Below are 16340 nucleotides of genomic sequence, written 5' to 3'. Positions count from 1 at the left end.
CTACCCAATCTCCTCATCCCACCCTCACACATGCGCGCCCGCAAGCTCCGCATCCGTAAGCGCCCCCGGCCCCCGCGTGGCCCCCGGCGGGCACTTTCCAAGAATGATCATGCCCAGCACCTCGTCCTTGGTGACGTCGGTGGTTCGGGCGGAGCCGACCAGTTTGCCGTTCTTCATCACGCTGACGCGGTCGGCGAGGTCGAAGACGTCGTGGAGGTCGTGGCTGATCAGGAAGATGCCGAGGCCTTCGCGCTTCAGCTCCTTGATGAGATCGGCGACCTGCGCCGTCTCCTGGGGGCCGAGGGCGGCGGTGGGCTCGTCCATGATCAGGATGCGCGCGTCGAAATAGAGCGCGCGGGCGATCGCCACCGACTGGCGCTGGCCGCCCGAGAGGCCCTTCACCGGCTCCTTGAACTTGCGGAAATTCGGGTTGAGCCGGCCCATCACCTTGCGCGTCGCCGCCTCCATGGCCACGTCGTCGAGCGTGCCCCAGGGGGTCATCAGCTCGCGGCCGAGGAACAGGTTGGCGGCGGCGTCGACATTGTCGGCGAGCGCCAGCGTCTGGTAGATCGTCTCGATGCCGTGCTTCTTGGAGTCGCGCGGGCTGTTGATCTCGACCTTGCCGCCGTTGATGTGGATCGAGCCGCCGTCCGCCCGGTAGGCGCCGGACAGGATCTTGATCAGTGTCGACTTGCCCGCGCCGTTGTGGCCGAGCAGGCCGACCACCTCGCCGGGGTAGAGATCGACGGTGACGCCGTCGACGGCGCGGATGCCGCCAAACGAGATCGAGATGTCGCGCATCTCGACGAGAGGGGTTCCTGTGGTCGTGGTCATGGTCTGTCCCTCCCTCAGTTGAAGCGGCGCCGATAGACGCTGTCGAGCCACACGGCGAGCACCAGCACGATGCCGACGATGATGTTCTGCAGCGGCGTGTCCATGCCGAGCAGCACCATGCCCGACTGCAGGCTCTGCATCACCAGCGCGCCGATCATGGCACCGGCGATGGTGCCGGAGCCGCCGGCGAGCGACGTGCCGCCGATCACCGCCGCGGCGATGGTGTAGAGCTCGTCGAGCGTGCCCTGCGCGTTGGTCGCCGAGGTGAGGCGCGCGGTCGAGATCGCGGCGCCGAGCGCGGCAAGCGCGCCCATCAGCGCGAAGATCATCATCGTCACGCGCCGGGTGTTGATGCCGGCGAGTTCCGCGGCCTCCGGGTTGCCGCCGATGGCGAAGACATAGCGGCCGAAGCGGGTGCGGGTGGCGATGAAGGTCATCAGGATGCCGACGCCGACGGCGATCAGAACGGGGACCGCATAGCCGAAGGAGATGAACAGGCCGCCCTCGGGCACCGGGATGCCGTTGGCCTCCGCATAGCGGCGGGCGAGCGGGCCGGGCAGCGTGTAGGCGTTGACCACCATGGTGGCGGCGACCACCGCGATTGCGGCGATGCCGACCGTGGTGAATTCGGCCCACAGGGGTTTCAGCGGGAAGTGGAAGCGCTTGCGCTGGCGCCGGGCGTTCCAGGCGGCAAAGGCGATCAGGAGAACCGCGACGATGGCGATGACCCAGCTCCAGGTCGCGCCGACCGAGCCGTCCGCGCCGCCGCCGATCAGCTTGAAATTGTCGTCGGTGAGCGGAATGGTCTTGCCGCTCGCCACCCACCAGGCCGCGCCGCGCCAGACCAGGAGGCCGCCGAGCGTGACGATGAAGGCCGGCACGCCCATGAAGGCGATCACATAACCCTGCAGCGCGCCGATCGCCGCGCCGGCGAGCACGCCGACGGCGAGCGTCGTGATCCAGACCATGGGGTTGTTGAAGCCGAAGGCCGGCGTCAGGTAGCTCGCCTGCGCCACGGCCATGATCATGCCGGTGACGCCGAGGATCGAGCCGACCGAAAGGTCGATGTTGCGGGTGACGATCACCAGCACCATGCCGGTCGCCATCACCGCCACCGAGGCGGTCTGGACCGACAGGTTCCACAGGTTGCGCGAGGTGAGGAAGGTGCCGCCGGAGAGGATGTGGAATCCGATCCAGATCACGGCAAGCGCGCCGATCATGCCGAGAAAGCGGACGTCCACTTCCATCGCCTTGAGAATGGACGCCGGCTGCACCTGCGGCGCGGAGCCCGTCGGGGCCGCGCTGTGTCCGGCTGCGTTCTGACTCATGAGATGACCCCCTCTGTCGTCAACCTTGGTCGGTTGCTTCCGCTCGTTGCCGCCATCCTACTCCCGGGCGGCGGATGCGCGAAGAGGCCCCGCATCCGTCACGGGACGTCCGGGCGTTCGGCGGAGCGACTGTTCAGGCTGCCGGCCGCCGTTCCCGTCCACGGGCGGCGATGGCACTTCTGGCGCGGGCAATGGCGCCGGTGGCGAAGGCGGCGTTCGCCCGGCCGGAAGCGGCCGGAGCGGGCGTGTGCGCCGCTGCCCTCAGGATGCCGCGTCCGGCAGGCCCGCGAGGGTCCGCCGGACGCAGAGTGTGGTTGCGATCAGCCGCAGACGTCGACGGTGCCCGGCTTCACGCCCTGGCAGACCACGTCCTTCGACACCCAGCCGGCGTCGATGATCACGTTGAGATTGTCCTTGGTGATCGCCAGCGGGGTGAGGAACTGGGCGTTCATCTCCACGCCGCCCGGGCCACCGTTGAACTTGGTGGTGCCGGCCACGCCGTCGAGCGCGGTGCCCTTGGCGAGTTCCACGGCGATCTCGGCGGCCTTCTTGCCGAGCTCGCGGCTGTCCTTCCACACCGACACGGTCTGGGTGCCGAGGGCAATGCGGTTGAGGGCGGCGAAGTCCGCGTCCTGGCCGGAGACCGGAACCGAGCCCTCGAGACCCTGGGCGCTGAGCGCCGCGATGGCGCCGCCGGCGGTGCCGTCGTTGGAGGCGACCACCGCGTCGACCGCGTTATTGTTGGCGGTCAGGATCTGCTCCATGTTCTTCTGGGCATTGGCCGGAAGCCAGCCGTCGGTGTAGGCCTCGCCGACGTTCTTGATCTTGCCGCTGTCCATCGCCTCCTTCAGCACTTCCATCTGGCCGGAGAAGAGGAAGTCCGCGTTCGGGTCGGAGGCGGAGCCCTTGATGAAGGCGTAGTTGCCCTCGGGCTTCACCTTCAGCACTTCACGCGCCTGGATGCGGCCGACTTCCTTGTTGTCGAAGGTCAGGTAGTAGGCCGAGGGGATCTCGATCAGGCGGTCGTAACCGACCACCGGAATGCCCTCGTTCTGGGCCTTGGTCACGGCCGGGGCGATGGCCGAGGAGTCCTGCGCGAGGATGATCAGCGCGGTGGCGCCCTGCGAGATCAGGCTCTCCACGTCGGTGAGCTGCTTGGCCGGCGACGACTGGGCGCGGCCGAGATGTAGGTGGCGCCGGCGGCCTCGAGGGCCGACTTGATCGCGGCCTCGTCGGTCTTCCAGCGCTCTTCCTGGAAGTTGGACCAGCTCACGCCGACCACGATGTCGGCGGCAAGCGCGGACGAAACGGCGGTGGTGGCGAGCATGGCGGCGCCCACCACGGACAGGATCCGGGTCATGAAGTCCTCCCTGGCATTCAGGTTGCCCGCGTGCGGGGCAACTCGTTGCAAAAAACATCCCGCAGACGGTCTCTCCCACCCCCCGCGGACGACATCGATATCTTTATTTCGAAGTCAAAAAAAATTGTGGACCCGAATTGGGGTCGATGTCAATATCATTTCATGTGACACCGCCCGGGAGGGAAGCGTCGCTGCACAATTGCATGAACCACACACGATTGCTGTGATCCCAGAGCCCCTTGCGGCTTCGCAGCGCAGCATCGACGTCGTGGCCGGCCGTGCCGCGGAAACGCCCTGCCAGAAGGCGATGCACAGCCGGAGCCGCCCGCAAGAGCGGCCGAAGAACAAGATCAGGAAACGGTGCTCCGGCGGCTTGCCCCGGAGCCCGGGAGGAAACGGCAATGGCGGAACGACCCCCCTGGCGCGGCGGGATGGACAGGCGCGCCGACACCGATCAGGTGCGACGCCACAACCGCATGCTGGTGCTGTCCGCGATCCGCCGGCAGGCGCCGATCGCCCGGGTCGACCTCGGCACGGAAACCCATCTCTCCCCGGCGACGATCACCGCGATCACCGCCGATCTCATCGGCGAGAACATCGTCGAGACCGTCACGCTGGAACCCGACACCGCCGCGGACGGCGAGACGTCACCCCGGCCCGCCACCGGGCGCGGCCGGCCGCGGGTGATGCTCCAGCTCAACCGGCGCACCGCCTACGTGCTGGCGGTCAAGATCACCACCAACCGGCTGATGCTGGTGCTGGCCGACTATGTGGGCGAGGTCGCCGCCCGGCGGAGCGTGACGCTCGACACGCTGAAGGAAACCCGGGCCAGCTTTCCGCACACGCTGGTGCGCGCCATCCATGATTTCCTCGGCGCCCAGCGGCTGAGCCTGCGCGATCTCGCCGAGATCGGCATCGCCGCGCAGGGCGTGGTCGACACCAACCGCGGCACCATCGTCTGGTCGCCGGCCTTTGCCGAGCGCGACATCGAGCTGGTGCGGCCGGTCGCCCGCGCCTTCGGCACCCGCTGCTTCATCTCCAACGACGGCAACATGATCGCCCAGGCGCTGAACTGGTCCGATCCCGCGACCTACGACGGCACCTTCGCCGTGATCTTCGCCGACTACGGCGTCGGCATGGGCCTGTTCGTCGGCGGCCGGCTGCACGCGGGCGCGATGGCTCGGCGGCCGAGCTCGGCCACGTCAACCACGTGCCGGGCGGTCCGCGCTGCTCCTGCGGCCGGCGCGGCTGTCTCGAGGCCTTCATCGCCGACTATGCGATCCTGCGCGAGGCGCGGAACCTGCCGCCGGACACGGATCCGAAGGAGATCCGGCCGACGCTGGAGGAACTGCTGACGATCGAGGAGGCGGCCCGGGCCGGCGACGCGCGGCTGGCGGCGATCTACCACAAGGCGGGCGTCGCGCTCGGCTACGGCCTTGCCCGGCTGATGGCGATCGTCAATCCGTCGCGGATCGTGTTCACCGGCGCGTCGGCCCGCGCCTTCTCGCTGATCGAGGACGGCATGCGTTCGGGCCTCGAGGAGGCGCTGGTCGAGGCGCTCCGGCGCAACACCGCGATCGAGACCCGCCCCTGGGACCAGGATCTCGTGGTCGCCGGCCTGCTCGCCGATGCGCTCGGCCGGCTCGACCGCGAGGTCTTCGCCCTGCCCGCCGCCGTGCGCCAGGCGGCCGCCACACCCTGAGGAGACCGGTCATGAAGCTGTCGAAGCTTGCTGCCCTCGCCCTTCCTCTTCTCGCCTGTCCGGGCATGGCCCTCGGGGCCGACGATCCGCCGTGGGCGGAGAAGACGATCCATGACCCGCTCGACCTCGACACGGTGGCCCGGCAGGGAGACGCCGCGCTGGACGCGCTGATCGCCCGCGGCGAGGAGCTGTTCGCGGCCAAGTTCACCACGCTCGACGGCGCCGGCCGGCCGATGTCGACCCAGGCGATCGTGCCGACCCGGCGCAAGCGGCCCGCCGCCCACACGTTCCAGCGGACTTCGGGCCTCGACGCCAACGCCTGCGCCGGCTGTCACAACGACCCCGTCCCGGGCGGGGCCGGCGAATTCGTCGGCAACGTCTTCGTCTCCGAAGGCTTCGAGAGCGCCGACTTCGACAGCCTCGACCCGCAATTCTCCTCCGAGCGCAACACCAACGCCCTGCAGGGCTCCGGCCTGCTGGAACTGCTGGCCCGCGAGATGACCGCCGACCTCAAGGCGATCCGCCGCGATGCGCTGGCCGAGGCACGGGCCGGCGGCGCCCCGGTCACCGCCCGGCTCGTCACCAAGGGCGTCGACTTCGGCAAGATCACCGCCGGACCGGACGGCATGGTCGACATTTCCGGGATCGAGGGCATCGACAGCGATCTCGTCCTGCGGCCGTTCAGCCAGAAGGGCGTGTTCGTCAGCCTGCGCCAGTTCACGGTCAACGCGCTCAACCAGCACCACGGCATCCAGCCCGACGAACGCTTCGGCCGGCGCTGGACCGGCTCCGACGACTTCGACGAGGACGGCTACGCAAACGAGTTCACCGCCGGCGACGTGTCGGCGATGGTGGCCTGGCAGGCGACGCTGGCCGCCCCCGGACGGCAGGACGACCTGCCGCCGGCCTGGCGCGAGGCGGCGGCCGCCGGCGAGGCGCTGTTCTCGCAGGTCGGCTGCACGGCCTGCCACAAGCCGGCGCTGCCGCTGGACAGCCTCGTCTTCACCGACCCCGGCCCCTCGGACATGGCCGGGACGCTGGCACTCGGCGCGGTCGACACGCCGGTCGGCATCGACTTCGCGCGCTTCGACTGGGTGAAGGCCCTGCCGCGCGACGCCGAGGGCCGCGTGCTCGTGCCGCTGTTCGGCGATCTCAAGCGCCATCGCATCGCCGACCAGCGCAACGACCGGCTCGGCAACGAGCTCCTGTCGCAGCGCTTCGTCGCCCGCGACGTGTTCATGACCGCCGAACTCTGGGGCATCGGCTCCACCGCCCCCTACGGCCACCGCGGCGACCTCACCACCCTCGACGAGGTGATCCGCGCCCACGGCGGCGAGGGCACCGACGCGGCGAAGGCCTACGAGGCGCTGGCGGAGACCGACCGGCAGGCGGTGATCGCATTCCTGCGGACGCTGGTGATCGGGGGGGTGGGGGAATGAGGGGAATTCTTGTCGGGCTTGATCGCCAGCGTTGGCAGTCGCCGATGCGCCTCCCCCCTCTCCCTGTCCCTCTCCCTCCAGGGGGGAGGGGACGATCGGCGCGCGGCAGCGGATTTTCCTTTGCGTCTCGTCGCGACGGATGTCCGAGGGATGACGGGCCGAGCGCCCTGCGTCCCCTCCCCCCGGAGGGGGAGGGACAGGGAGAGGGGGGAGCCGCGTTCTCCGCACCCTAGCAATCCTCTCCCTCCTCCTCCCCCTCCCGGCCCTCGCCGACGACACCCTGCCCGTCCCCACCGCCGACATCCCGTCGATGCACGAGGAGGCGACCACCGCCGGCGTTCACCAGGTCTATGACGGTCCGTGGGAGTTCTTCGTCGGCGGCGGCGTGGCCAGTTTCGACTGCAACGGCGACCTGAAGCCGGACATGTTCATGGCCGGCGGCCGCAACCCGGCGAAGCTGTTCGTCAACGAGAGCCCGGTCGGCGGCGCGCTGAAATTCCGCGAAAGCCCGACCGGCCTCGACGAACGCGACGGGACGAAGGTGCTCGGCGCCTATCCGCTCGACATCGACGGCGACGGCCACATGGATCTCGCCGTGCTGCGGCTCGGCGAGAACCTGCTGCTGAAGGGCGCCCCCGGCTGCCGCTTCGAGGTGGCCAACCGCGCCTTCGGCTTCGACGGCGGACGGGCGTGGACCACCGCCTTTGCCGCCGAGTGGGAGCGCGGCCAGCGCTTCCCGACGCTCGCCTTCGGCAACTATGTCGACCGCGCGCAGCCCGGCTCGCCCTGGGGCACCTGCCACGACAACGAGCTGTTCCGGCCTGAGGCCGGCGAGAGCCCGCGCTATGGCGAGCGCACGGTGCTCACCCCCGGCTTCTGCACCCTGTCGATGCTGTTCACCGACTGGAACCGGTCCGGCGAGCCGTCGCTGCGCATGACCAACGACCGGCAGTATTATCGCGGCGGGCAGGAGCAGCTCTGGGCCGTACCCCCGGGCAAGCCGCCGCGGCTCTACGGCAAGGCCGATGGTTGGGAGCCGCTGACGATCTGGGGCATGGGCATCGCCCAGTTCGACCTCGACGTCGACGGCGCCCCCGAATACGCGCTCACGTCGATGGGCGACACCAAGCTGCAGACCCTCGACGACGAGGCCGAGGAGGACCGGCCGGTCTACCGCGACATCGCCTTCGAGAAGGGCGCGACGGCGCACCGGCCTACACCGGGCCGAACATCTATCCCTCGACCGGCTGGCACGCGGAATTTGCCGACGTCAACAACGACAGCCTTGCCGACCTCTTCATCGCCAAGGGCAACGTCGAGGCGATGCCGGACTTTGCCGCCTTCGATCCCGACAACCTGCTGCTCGGCCGCTGGGACGGCAGCTTTGCCGAAGCCGGCGAACAGGCCGGCATCGCGCTCGACACCAAGGGCCGCGGCGCGGGCGTCACCGACTTCAATCTCGACGGCCTGCTCGATCTGGTGGTGGTCAACCGCGGCCAGCCGGCCAGCCTGTTCCGCAATCGCGGCGTGATGCAGCAGGGCGCGCCGCGGCGCATGGGCAACTGGCTGCAGATCCGGCTGAAGGCCAAGGGCGGCAACATCCACGGCGTGGGCGCGAAGATCACGGTCAAGACCGGCACGCCGACCATGCCGCGCGACGTGCAGGTCGGCGGCGGCCATGCCTCCGGCCATCTCGGCTGGACTCATGTGGGCGTCGGCACCTCGGAGCGCGCGCAGATCCGCGTCCAGTGGCCGAACGGCGACTGGAGCCACCCCTACCGGGTGTTCGCCAACCAGTTCGTGGTGATCGAGGAAGGCGCCGCCGCGGCGCGCTACTGGTATCCGGAAGAGTGAGCCGGCACATCAACGAAAAGGACCGCCCGCGTCGTCACGGGCGGCCCTTTCGTGTCTGACCCGTCGTCCGGGCGACCGATCGTCCCGATCTGTCGTCAGTGCACGCCAGTCTGGACCTTGAGCCGGCGCCCGGCCGACGAGACGCCGCCGATCGTTTCCAGGTAGGCGCGCATGCAGTCTTCCTGGCGTGCCGTGCGCGCCGCCTCGCTGGCGGGTTCGGGCCGCTCCCACTCGACGAAATCGACCCACTCGTCCGCCGCGCCGCGCGCCAGCCGGCGCCGGACGAAGCCCGGACAGGACTTCAGCAGGTCGGCCGCCGCTTCCGCCGCGGAAAGGAAGTCGGCCTCGCCCACGCCTTCGCGCAAGGTGAGGGGCACGAGCTCGATCACGCCGGAACTGGCCTTTCCGTCCGCGAAGGACGCCGTGCCCGCATAGGCCGGAAGGGGCGGGTGACCGATCTCGCCGCGCGGCATGCCGTAGCTGCCGAGACCGTCCTCGGCATGGCCGGCCGCCGGTGCGGCCCGGACGCAGACGGGGCAGCGGCCGATGATGCGCCGCGCGATGGCGACAAGTTCCTCGCGGGTGTCGGGCTTGGTGAAGATCTCGTCCGCGCCGGCCTCGCGGGCCGTCGCATGGATCTGGTGGTCGGCGGAGGTGGTAAGCACGATCACGCGGATCGCCTCGAAGTCGAAGGACCGGCGCAGCGAGCGCAGGAAGCCGATGCCGTCGATCACCGGCATGTTGAGGTCGAGCACGATGATGTCGGGCAGGTCGTTGACCACGTCGTGCATGGTCACGAAATTGATCGCCTCGAGGCCGTTGCCCACGGTCTGGACCCGCAGCCGGGTCCCGGCCGCCGCCGTGACGCGCGAGAAGGCGCTCTCGAGCAGGAACACATCGTCCGGATCGTCCTCGACGATCAGGATGCGGCACACGCTGTCCAACTGGTGGTCTGTCGGCATCATGCGAATCATCCTCTTCCAGAGCGACGGAAAAGCGACCCAGGAGCCACGCCCCATGGCGCCTCAAGCTCGCCCCTGCGTCAAGCGATTTTGCGCAGGCGGGGCCGTCAATTCTTAAAAAATCGTCGCCGGCCACCGGCAGGGCCTGCCGTGACCGCTCCGACGCGATGACCCGTGATCGTCGATCCGGGCGGCGGCAGTATGGCCGGGAGGCGACAGTTCGATGACGACACCGGCCAGGACTGCGTAAATTATTGCACCGCAACGGAAATTCCGCCGCATCGCGCTGCAATGCACTGCGCCTCGAACGCCGCGGCGACGGCCCTGCCCCGCGGCGCCCGCGGCAGATGCCGGCCGATCCGGCCCGCCACCCCCGGCTGGACGCCGCGCTCACGGGGCCCGGACCCGCCTGCGGCGTCGCAACTGTTGTGCAGGAATTCGCCTTCGGTTTGTAAGGCAACCATGCGAGAACGGAGATGCCGCACACCGGCCGGCACTACGGGAGGACCGATGGACTGGGATCATCTGCGCGTCTTCCTCGCCGTGGCCCGCGCCGGACAGATCCTCGGCGCCGCCAACCGGCTCGGCCTGAACCACGCCACCGTCGGCCGGCACATCACCGCGCTGGAGACCATGCTCGACGCGCGGCTGATCGACCGGCATTCGACCGGCTGCACCCTGACGCCGGCCGGCGAGCGGCTGCGGGCGAGCGCCGAGGAGATGGAGGCCGAACTGCTGCGCGCGCAGTCCGACCTGTCCGGGGCCGACCAGCTTCTGTCCGGAAGCGTGCGCATCGGCGCGCCGGACGGCATCGGCAACTACTTCCTTGCGCCCGAACTCAGCCGTCTGGCGCGGCGCCATCCGCAGCTGTCGGTGGAACTGGCACCCCTGCCGCGCAATTTCTCGCTCTCGCGGCGCGAGGCGGATCTGGCGATCAGCCTCGACCGCCCCTCGCACGGCAAGCTGATCGTCAAGAAGCTCACCGACTACACCCTCAGCGTCTATGCGGCGCCGGGTTATCTCGACCGGCACGGTGCCCCGGAGAACCTCGATGACCTGTCCCGGCACGTGGTGATCACCGGCATCGAGGAACTGTCCTATTCGAGCGCCCTGCGCTACTCCGAGACCCTGACGCGGACCGCCGGCATGCGGTTTTCCTGCGCCAGCATCTCCGGCCAGCTGGAGGCGATCCGCGCCGGCAGCGGCGTCGGCATCGTCCACGACTATGTGGTCGCCGCCCAGGCCGGCTTCGTGCGCGTGCTGCCGGAGATCCGCTTCCGCCGCGCCTACTGGATCATCAGCCATCCGGACACCCACCACACCCGCCGGATCGCCGAGGTCTACCGCTTCATCGCCGAGCGGATCACCGCCAGCCGGACGGCCTTCGACGCCGACGCCTGACCCCATCCAAGGAACCTGTTCATGACCGAGATCGGCCCCGGCCTGATCGCCGCCGCCCTCTTCGCCGCCGTCTTCGTCGGCCTTGGCAAGGGCGGCCTGCCCGCCGTCAGCCTGCTGGCGGTGCCCACGCTCGCGCTCGTCATGTCGCCGGTGCGGGCGGCGGCGCTATTGCTGCCGATCTACGTGCTGTCCGATCTGGTCGGCCTGTGGATCTACCGGCGGGAGTTCAGCCGGCGCAATCTGGTGATCCTGTTTCCGGCAACCCTGATCGGCATCGGCCTCGGCTGGGCGACGGCGTCCTTCGTGTCGGAGCGCTTCGTGCTGCTGATGATCGGGGCCATGGGCCTTGCCTTCTCGATCGACCAGTGGCGCAAGCGCAAGCGCAGCGAGATCCCGCCGCGCCCCGCCGACGTGCCGCGCGGCGTCTTCTGGGGCACGCTCGCCGGCTTCACCAGCTTCGTCTCGCATTCGGGCGGCCCGCCCTACCAGATCTACACCCTGCCGCAGAAGCTGCCGAAGATGGTGTTCGCCGGCACCACCACCATCCTCTTCACCGGCATGAACATCGTGAAGCTGGTGCCCTACTGGGCGCTCGGCGAGTTCACCACCGACAATCTGGAAGTCGCGGTCTACCTCGTGCCGGTCGCCGTGATCGCGACGATCGGCGGCTCGCGGCTGACCCGGATCCTGCCGGAGAAGATCTTCTTCCGCATCGTCCAGACCGCGCTGTTCCTCGTGTCGCTGCAGCTGCTCTACAAGGGGATCGTCGGCTGAGCGGCAGGGGCATTCCCTCGCCGCAAGCGGGAATGTCGCGCTGCAACACGAAACTGTGATCGCGGCGTGACGGGACCGTCGTCGGAAACGCGCCCCCGTATCGTCACCGTTACATCCGGCGACACTTTTCTCCATGGCATCGTGCGCCATTTGCGGGATAGTTCGGCCACAGCGCCGCCCCTCAAGGAGCCTTGCCGTCGATGGCCGTCTGGAAACAGCTGATACTCTCGTTCGTCGTGCTGCTCGTCGGCGCCGGTCTCTGGGTCCGTTTCGACCCGGCCGCCGCCGGCCTGCTCACTGCCTGGGGGGTGCCCGGCCCGCTGGTCGCCCTTGCCGCGCCTGAAGAGGGCGCCGTGGCGCCGTCCGGTCCGGCTGCCGGCGGCGGTGGCGGACGCAATGCCGGGCCGTCGCCGGTCGTCACGGCCGTGGCGAGCGAGGCGCTGACCAACGACCGGGTGCGCGCGATCGGCACCGCCGAGGCCGCCCGCGCCGTCATGCTGTTTCCGCGCGTCACCGGCATCGTCGCCGACATCGCCTTCCGGCCCGGCGAGCGGGTGGACGCGGGCGCGTGGTGCTGCGGCTCGACGACGACAACGAGACCATCGCTCTCGAGAAGGCCGAACTCGCGCTTGCCGACGCGCGGCGCAAGGTGCAGCGCTACGAGCGCCTCGCCTCGGCGAGCGCGATCTCCGAGGTCGAACGCGAGAACGCCCAGTCGGAACTCTCCTCGGCGATCCTCGCCGAGCGGGAGGCCAAGATCGCTCTCGACTACCGGACGATCCGGGCGCCCTTTGCCGGCGTCATGGGCATTTCCAACGTCGAGGCCGGCGACCTGATCACCTCGTCCACCGAGATCGCCTCGATCGACGATCGCAGCCGGCTCAAGGTCGAGTTCCGGATTCCGGAGAAATATGCCGCGATGGTCGCCATCGGCGACGAGGCGATCGCGACGACGCCCTCGCGGCCGGGCGAGACCTTCACCGGCAGCGTGTCGGCCCTCGGCAGCCGCATCGAGACCGACAGCCGCACGCTGGTGGTGCGCGCCGAGATCGACAATGCCGACGACCAGCTGCGCCCGGGCATGTCCTTCCTCGTCGAACTGCGCTTTCCCGGCGAGAAGCTCGTCGCCGTCCCCGCGCTCTCGGTGCAGTGGGACAAGGAAGGCACCTACGTCTGGCGCGTGACCGACGGCAAGGCCGAGCGCGTCCCGGTCCAGATCGTCGAGCGCAACAACACCACGACGCTGGTCACCGGCGGGGTGCGCGTCGGCGACACCGTGGTGCAGGAGGGCGTGCAGCGCCTTCGCGCCGGCGGCGCCGTCGCCGACGTCACCGCCGATGCCGCCGATGCCGCGCCGGATTCCACGGCCCGCAGCCAGCCCTCCGGTTGACGAGAGACGCCCCGACGATGTCGAACCGCACCGCCGCCCTCACTGCCCTCTTCGTCCGCCGGCCCGTGCTGGCGCTGGTGATCAACGCACTGATCGTCGTCGCGGGCCTTGCGGCCTTCAACGGCGTCGAGATCCGCGAGCTGCCCGACATCGACCGGCCGGTCGTCTCGATCACCACCGACTATGACGGTGCCGCGCCGGCGACCATCGACACCGAGATCACCGACGTCATCGAGAGCGCAGTCGCCCGCGTCGCCGGCGTCTCGTCGATCTCCTCCACCTCGCAGTCCGGCCGCTCCCGGGTCACCGTCGAATTCGGCCAGACCGTCGACATCGAGACCGCGGCCAACGACCTGCGCAGCGCGGTCGACCGCATCCGCAACAACCTGCCCGACGCGGCCGACGCGCCGCAGGTGGTCAAGTCCGACGCCGACAGCGATCCGATCATGCGCGTCGCCGTCATCGGCGACGGCCTGTCGATCGAGGACCTGACCACGCTGGTGGACGACCGGATCGCCGACCCGCTGGCCGCGGTCGACGGCGTCGCCGACGTGCAGATCAACGGCGACCGCGAGGCGATCTTCCGCATCGACATCGACGAGACTGCGCTCGCCGCCCGCGGCCTGTCGATCCCCGACCTTGTCGAGGCGCTCTCCACCGTCACCTTCGACGTGCCCGCCGGCGCGCTGCGCAGCGACGACCAGGCGCTGACCGTGCGTGCCGACGCCCGGGTGATCAGCGCCGAGGCGATGGGCAACCTGCTCGTCGACAGCGCCACCCGCGTGCGCGATGTGGCCAGCGTCAGCCGCGGCCCGGACCTCACCAGCTCCGTGCTGCGCGTCAACGGCCGCACCGGCATCGGCCTCGGCATCATCCGCTCGTCGGGCTCCAACACCATCGACATCTCCAACAAGGTGCGCGCGACGGTCGACGACCTGCGCGCGACCCTGCCTGAAGGCGTCGAGATCTTCGTCACCAGCGACGACGCCAACTTCATCAACGGCGCGCTGCACGAGGTGGAGATCGCGCTCGCGCTCGGCGTGATCGTCGTCATCCTCGTGATCTACCTGTTCCTCGCCGACGCACGGGCAACCCTGATCCCGGCGGTGACCATCCCGGTGTCGCTGATCGGCACGCTGGCCGCGGTGTGGCTGGTCGGATTCTCGATCAACATCCTCACCCTGCTCGCGCTGGTGCTCGCCACCGGCATCGTCGTCGACGACGCGATCGTCGTGCTGGAGAACATCGTCCGCCAGAGGACGCTCGGGCTGAAGTCGCGGGCGGCGGCCGTGGTCGGCACCAACGAGGTGTTCTTCGCGGTGCTCGCGACCACGGCGACGCTCGCCGCCGTGTTCGTGCCGATCTCCTTCCTCCCGGGACAGGCCGGCGGCCTGTTCCGCGAGTTCGGCTTCGTGCTGGCGATCTCGGTGGCGATCTCGTCGATCACCGCGCTCACCTTCGCGCCGATGCTCGCCGCCTACCTGCTGCCCGAGACGGTCGCCCACGGCGCCAACCGCAATGTCCTTGCCCGCGCCCTCGACGGGGTCGGGGCGAAACTCGGTGGGCTCTACAGCGTCCTGCTGCGCGCCTCGCTGGCCGCGCCGCTGATCGTCGTTCTGGCTTCGCTGGTGTTCGGCTTCCTCGCCTTCCTCACCTACAAGAACCTGCCCGAAGAGTTGACCCCGCAGGAGGACCGCGGCGTCATCCTCCTGCGCGTGAGCGCGCCGCAGGGCGTGTCGATCGACTACATGGTCCGCCAGACGGGCCAGATCAACGAGATGCTGCGGCCCTATGTGGACAGCGGCGAGGCACGGGCGCTGTTCGCGATCGCCGGCCGGGCCGGGCAGACCAACTCGGGCTTCGTCGTGCTGACGCTCGCCGACTGGAACGACCGCAGCCGCTCGCAGGCCGTGATCAGCGCCGAGATCAACCGCAAGGTCGCGGCCATTCCGGGCCTGCGCGCCATCGCCTTCTCGCCGAACAGCCTCGGCATCCGCGGCGGCGGCCAGGGCCTGCGCTTTGCCATCCTCGGCCCGACCTACGAGGGCCTGGAGGCTGCCGCCGACAACCTGATCGTGGCGATGTCCGGCCGGCCGGAGTTCAACACTCCGCGCCTTGCCACCGACCCGACCCAGCCGCAGCTGTCGATCGAGATCGACCGCGAGCGCGTCGCCGATCTCGGAATCGAGCTCAGCGATCTCGAACTCGCGTTGCAGGCCGTGCTCGACGGCCGCCAGATCGCCGAGGTCAACGTCGACGGCAACGCCGTGCCGGTGAAGCTGCTCGCCAGTTCCAACCCGATCAACGACCCGAAGGATCTCGAGAACCTGTTCCTGCGCACCGCCGACGGCCGGATGGTGCCGATGAGCGCCGTCAGCACCGTGCGCGAGAGTGCCGACGCGCCGGAACTGGCGCGCGAGGAACGGACCCGCGCGGTCGAGGTCTCGACGGCGCTCGGCGAGGGCGTCGCCATGCGGCAGGCGCTTTCGGCGGCGCAGAGCCTTGCCGCCGAGACCCTGCCGCCGGGCTACCGGATCATTCCGCTCGGCGAGGCGGCGACGCTGGTGGAAACCTCCAGCGGCCTTGCCACCACCTTCGGCTTTGCGATCATCATCGTGCTGCTGGTGCTCGCCGCGCAGTTCGAGAGCTTCATCGCCGCGCTGATCATCATCGCCACCGTGCCCTTCGGCCTTGCAGCCGCAGTCTTCGCCATGGCGCTGACCGGCGGCTCGCTCAACCTCTACAGCCAGATCGGCCTGGTGATGCTGGTCGGCATCATGGCCAAGAACGGCATCCTGATCGTCGAGTTCGCCAACCAGCTGCGCGACCGCGGCATGGGCGTGCGCGAGGCGATCGAGGAGGCGAGCACCGTGCGCCTGCGCCCGGTGATGATGACGATGATCGCCACCATCGTCGGTGCCGTGCCGCTGGTGCTGGCCTTCGGCGCCGGCGCCGAGGCGCGCATCGCGCTCGGCTGGGTGCTGGTCGGCGGGCTCGGCATCGCCACCGTCTTCACCCTGTTCCTGACGCCGGTGGTGTTCCTGCTGCTCGCGCCCTTCGCCAAGCCGCGCGTGGCCGCCGAACAGCGGCTTGTCGCCGAACTTGCCGAGGCGGACATGATCGAGGAGCGTCGCCGCGACGAGCGCGACGCGGCCGGCACGCCGCCTCCGCCGCCCCTTCCGGCGGAGTGACGGGACCGTCCCGACACAGCGTCCTTGACGGAGCCCTCCCCGAATCACGACACTTGCGCCACGGGGGCGGCATCACGACCGCCTCGCCGGATCCGGAGCGACCGG

10 protein-coding genes and 2 pseudogenes are annotated in these 16340 nt (G+C 69.6%); 8 read left to right on the top strand and 4 right to left on the bottom strand.

Going from position 1 to position 16340, the window contains the following annotated elements; genetic code table 11:
- Nucleotides 1-24: 24 nt before the first annotated feature.
- The 3 genes and pseudogenes from A6302_RS03390 to xylF all read right to left on the bottom strand — a co-directional run bounded on the left by A6302_RS03390 (nucleotide 25) and on the right by xylF (nucleotide 3522).
- Nucleotides 25-834 carry an ATP-binding cassette domain-containing protein gene (locus tag A6302_RS03390; protein ID WP_069305865.1) on the bottom strand — a complete coding sequence of 270 codons (810 nt, stop codon included), beginning with the start codon at nucleotides 832-834 and terminating at the stop codon, nucleotides 25-27.
- Nucleotides 835-848: 14 nt separating this feature from the next.
- Entirely contained in the window at nucleotides 849-2162 is a 1314-nt protein-coding gene (locus tag A6302_RS03385; RefSeq protein WP_069305864.1) for a sugar ABC transporter permease, read from the bottom strand.
- A gap of 320 nt (nucleotides 2163-2482) precedes the next feature.
- Nucleotides 2483-3522, bottom strand: a pseudogene (xylF, locus tag A6302_RS03380) (D-xylose ABC transporter substrate-binding protein).
- Between the two features lie 401 nt (nucleotides 3523-3923).
- On the opposite strand from xylF, the pseudogene A6302_RS25990 reads away from it, so the two are divergent.
- From A6302_RS25990 to A6302_RS24020, 4 genes and pseudogenes are all read left to right on the top strand, one after another.
- Nucleotides 3924-5224 (top strand): annotated as a pseudogene (locus A6302_RS25990) (ROK family protein).
- 11 nt (nucleotides 5225-5235) lie between these two features.
- Entirely contained in the window at nucleotides 5236-6663 is a 1428-nt protein-coding gene (locus A6302_RS03370) for a di-heme oxidoredictase family protein (protein WP_069305863.1), read from the top strand.
- 310 nt (nucleotides 6664-6973) lie between these two features.
- Nucleotides 6974-8194 carry an FG-GAP repeat domain-containing protein gene (locus A6302_RS25560; protein ID WP_342586203.1) on the top strand — a complete coding sequence of 407 codons (1221 nt, stop codon included), beginning with the start codon at nucleotides 6974-6976 and terminating at the stop codon, nucleotides 8192-8194.
- Nucleotides 8143-8517: an ASPIC/UnbV domain-containing protein gene (locus A6302_RS24020; protein WP_245293893.1), complete on the top strand. Its 375-nt coding sequence runs from the start codon at nucleotides 8143-8145 to the stop codon at nucleotides 8515-8517. The genes A6302_RS25560 and A6302_RS24020 overlap by 52 nt, the downstream gene beginning before the upstream one ends.
- A gap of 95 nt (nucleotides 8518-8612) precedes the next feature.
- Here the strand turns inward: A6302_RS24020 and A6302_RS03360 are convergent, their stop codons facing one another.
- Nucleotides 8613-9482 (bottom strand): response regulator, encoded by an 870-nt coding sequence (locus A6302_RS03360; RefSeq protein WP_069305862.1) that lies wholly within the window; start codon nucleotides 9480-9482, stop codon nucleotides 8613-8615.
- 507 nt (nucleotides 9483-9989) lie between these two features.
- On the opposite strand from A6302_RS03360, the gene A6302_RS03355 reads away from it, so the two are divergent.
- From A6302_RS03355 to A6302_RS03340, 4 genes are all read left to right on the top strand, one after another.
- A complete protein-coding gene (locus A6302_RS03355; protein ID WP_069305861.1) occupies nucleotides 9990-10880 on the top strand; it encodes a LysR family transcriptional regulator in 891 nt (296 codons plus the stop codon).
- 21 nt (nucleotides 10881-10901) lie between these two features.
- The gene (locus A6302_RS03350; RefSeq protein ID WP_069305860.1) at nucleotides 10902-11654 is read left to right on the top strand and encodes a sulfite exporter TauE/SafE family protein; all 753 of its coding nucleotides are present in this window, start codon (nucleotides 10902-10904) and stop codon (nucleotides 11652-11654) included.
- 568 nt (nucleotides 11655-12222) lie between these two features.
- Entirely contained in the window at nucleotides 12223-13044 is an 822-nt protein-coding gene (locus A6302_RS03345) for an efflux RND transporter periplasmic adaptor subunit (protein ID WP_083255468.1), read from the top strand.
- Between the two features lie 17 nt (nucleotides 13045-13061).
- Complete coding sequence (locus A6302_RS03340; protein WP_069305859.1) at nucleotides 13062-16235, top strand: efflux RND transporter permease subunit; 3174 nt, start codon at nucleotides 13062-13064, stop codon at nucleotides 16233-16235.
- Nucleotides 16236-16340: the final 105 nt, after the last annotated feature.

The organism is Methylobrevis pamukkalensis, assembly GCF_001720135.1.
Lineage (GTDB): Bacteria > Pseudomonadota > Alphaproteobacteria > Rhizobiales > Pleomorphomonadaceae > Methylobrevis > Methylobrevis pamukkalensis.
Note: the sequence above shows the minus strand (reverse complement) of the source record. Positions and strands in the feature narration are given on the sequence as shown.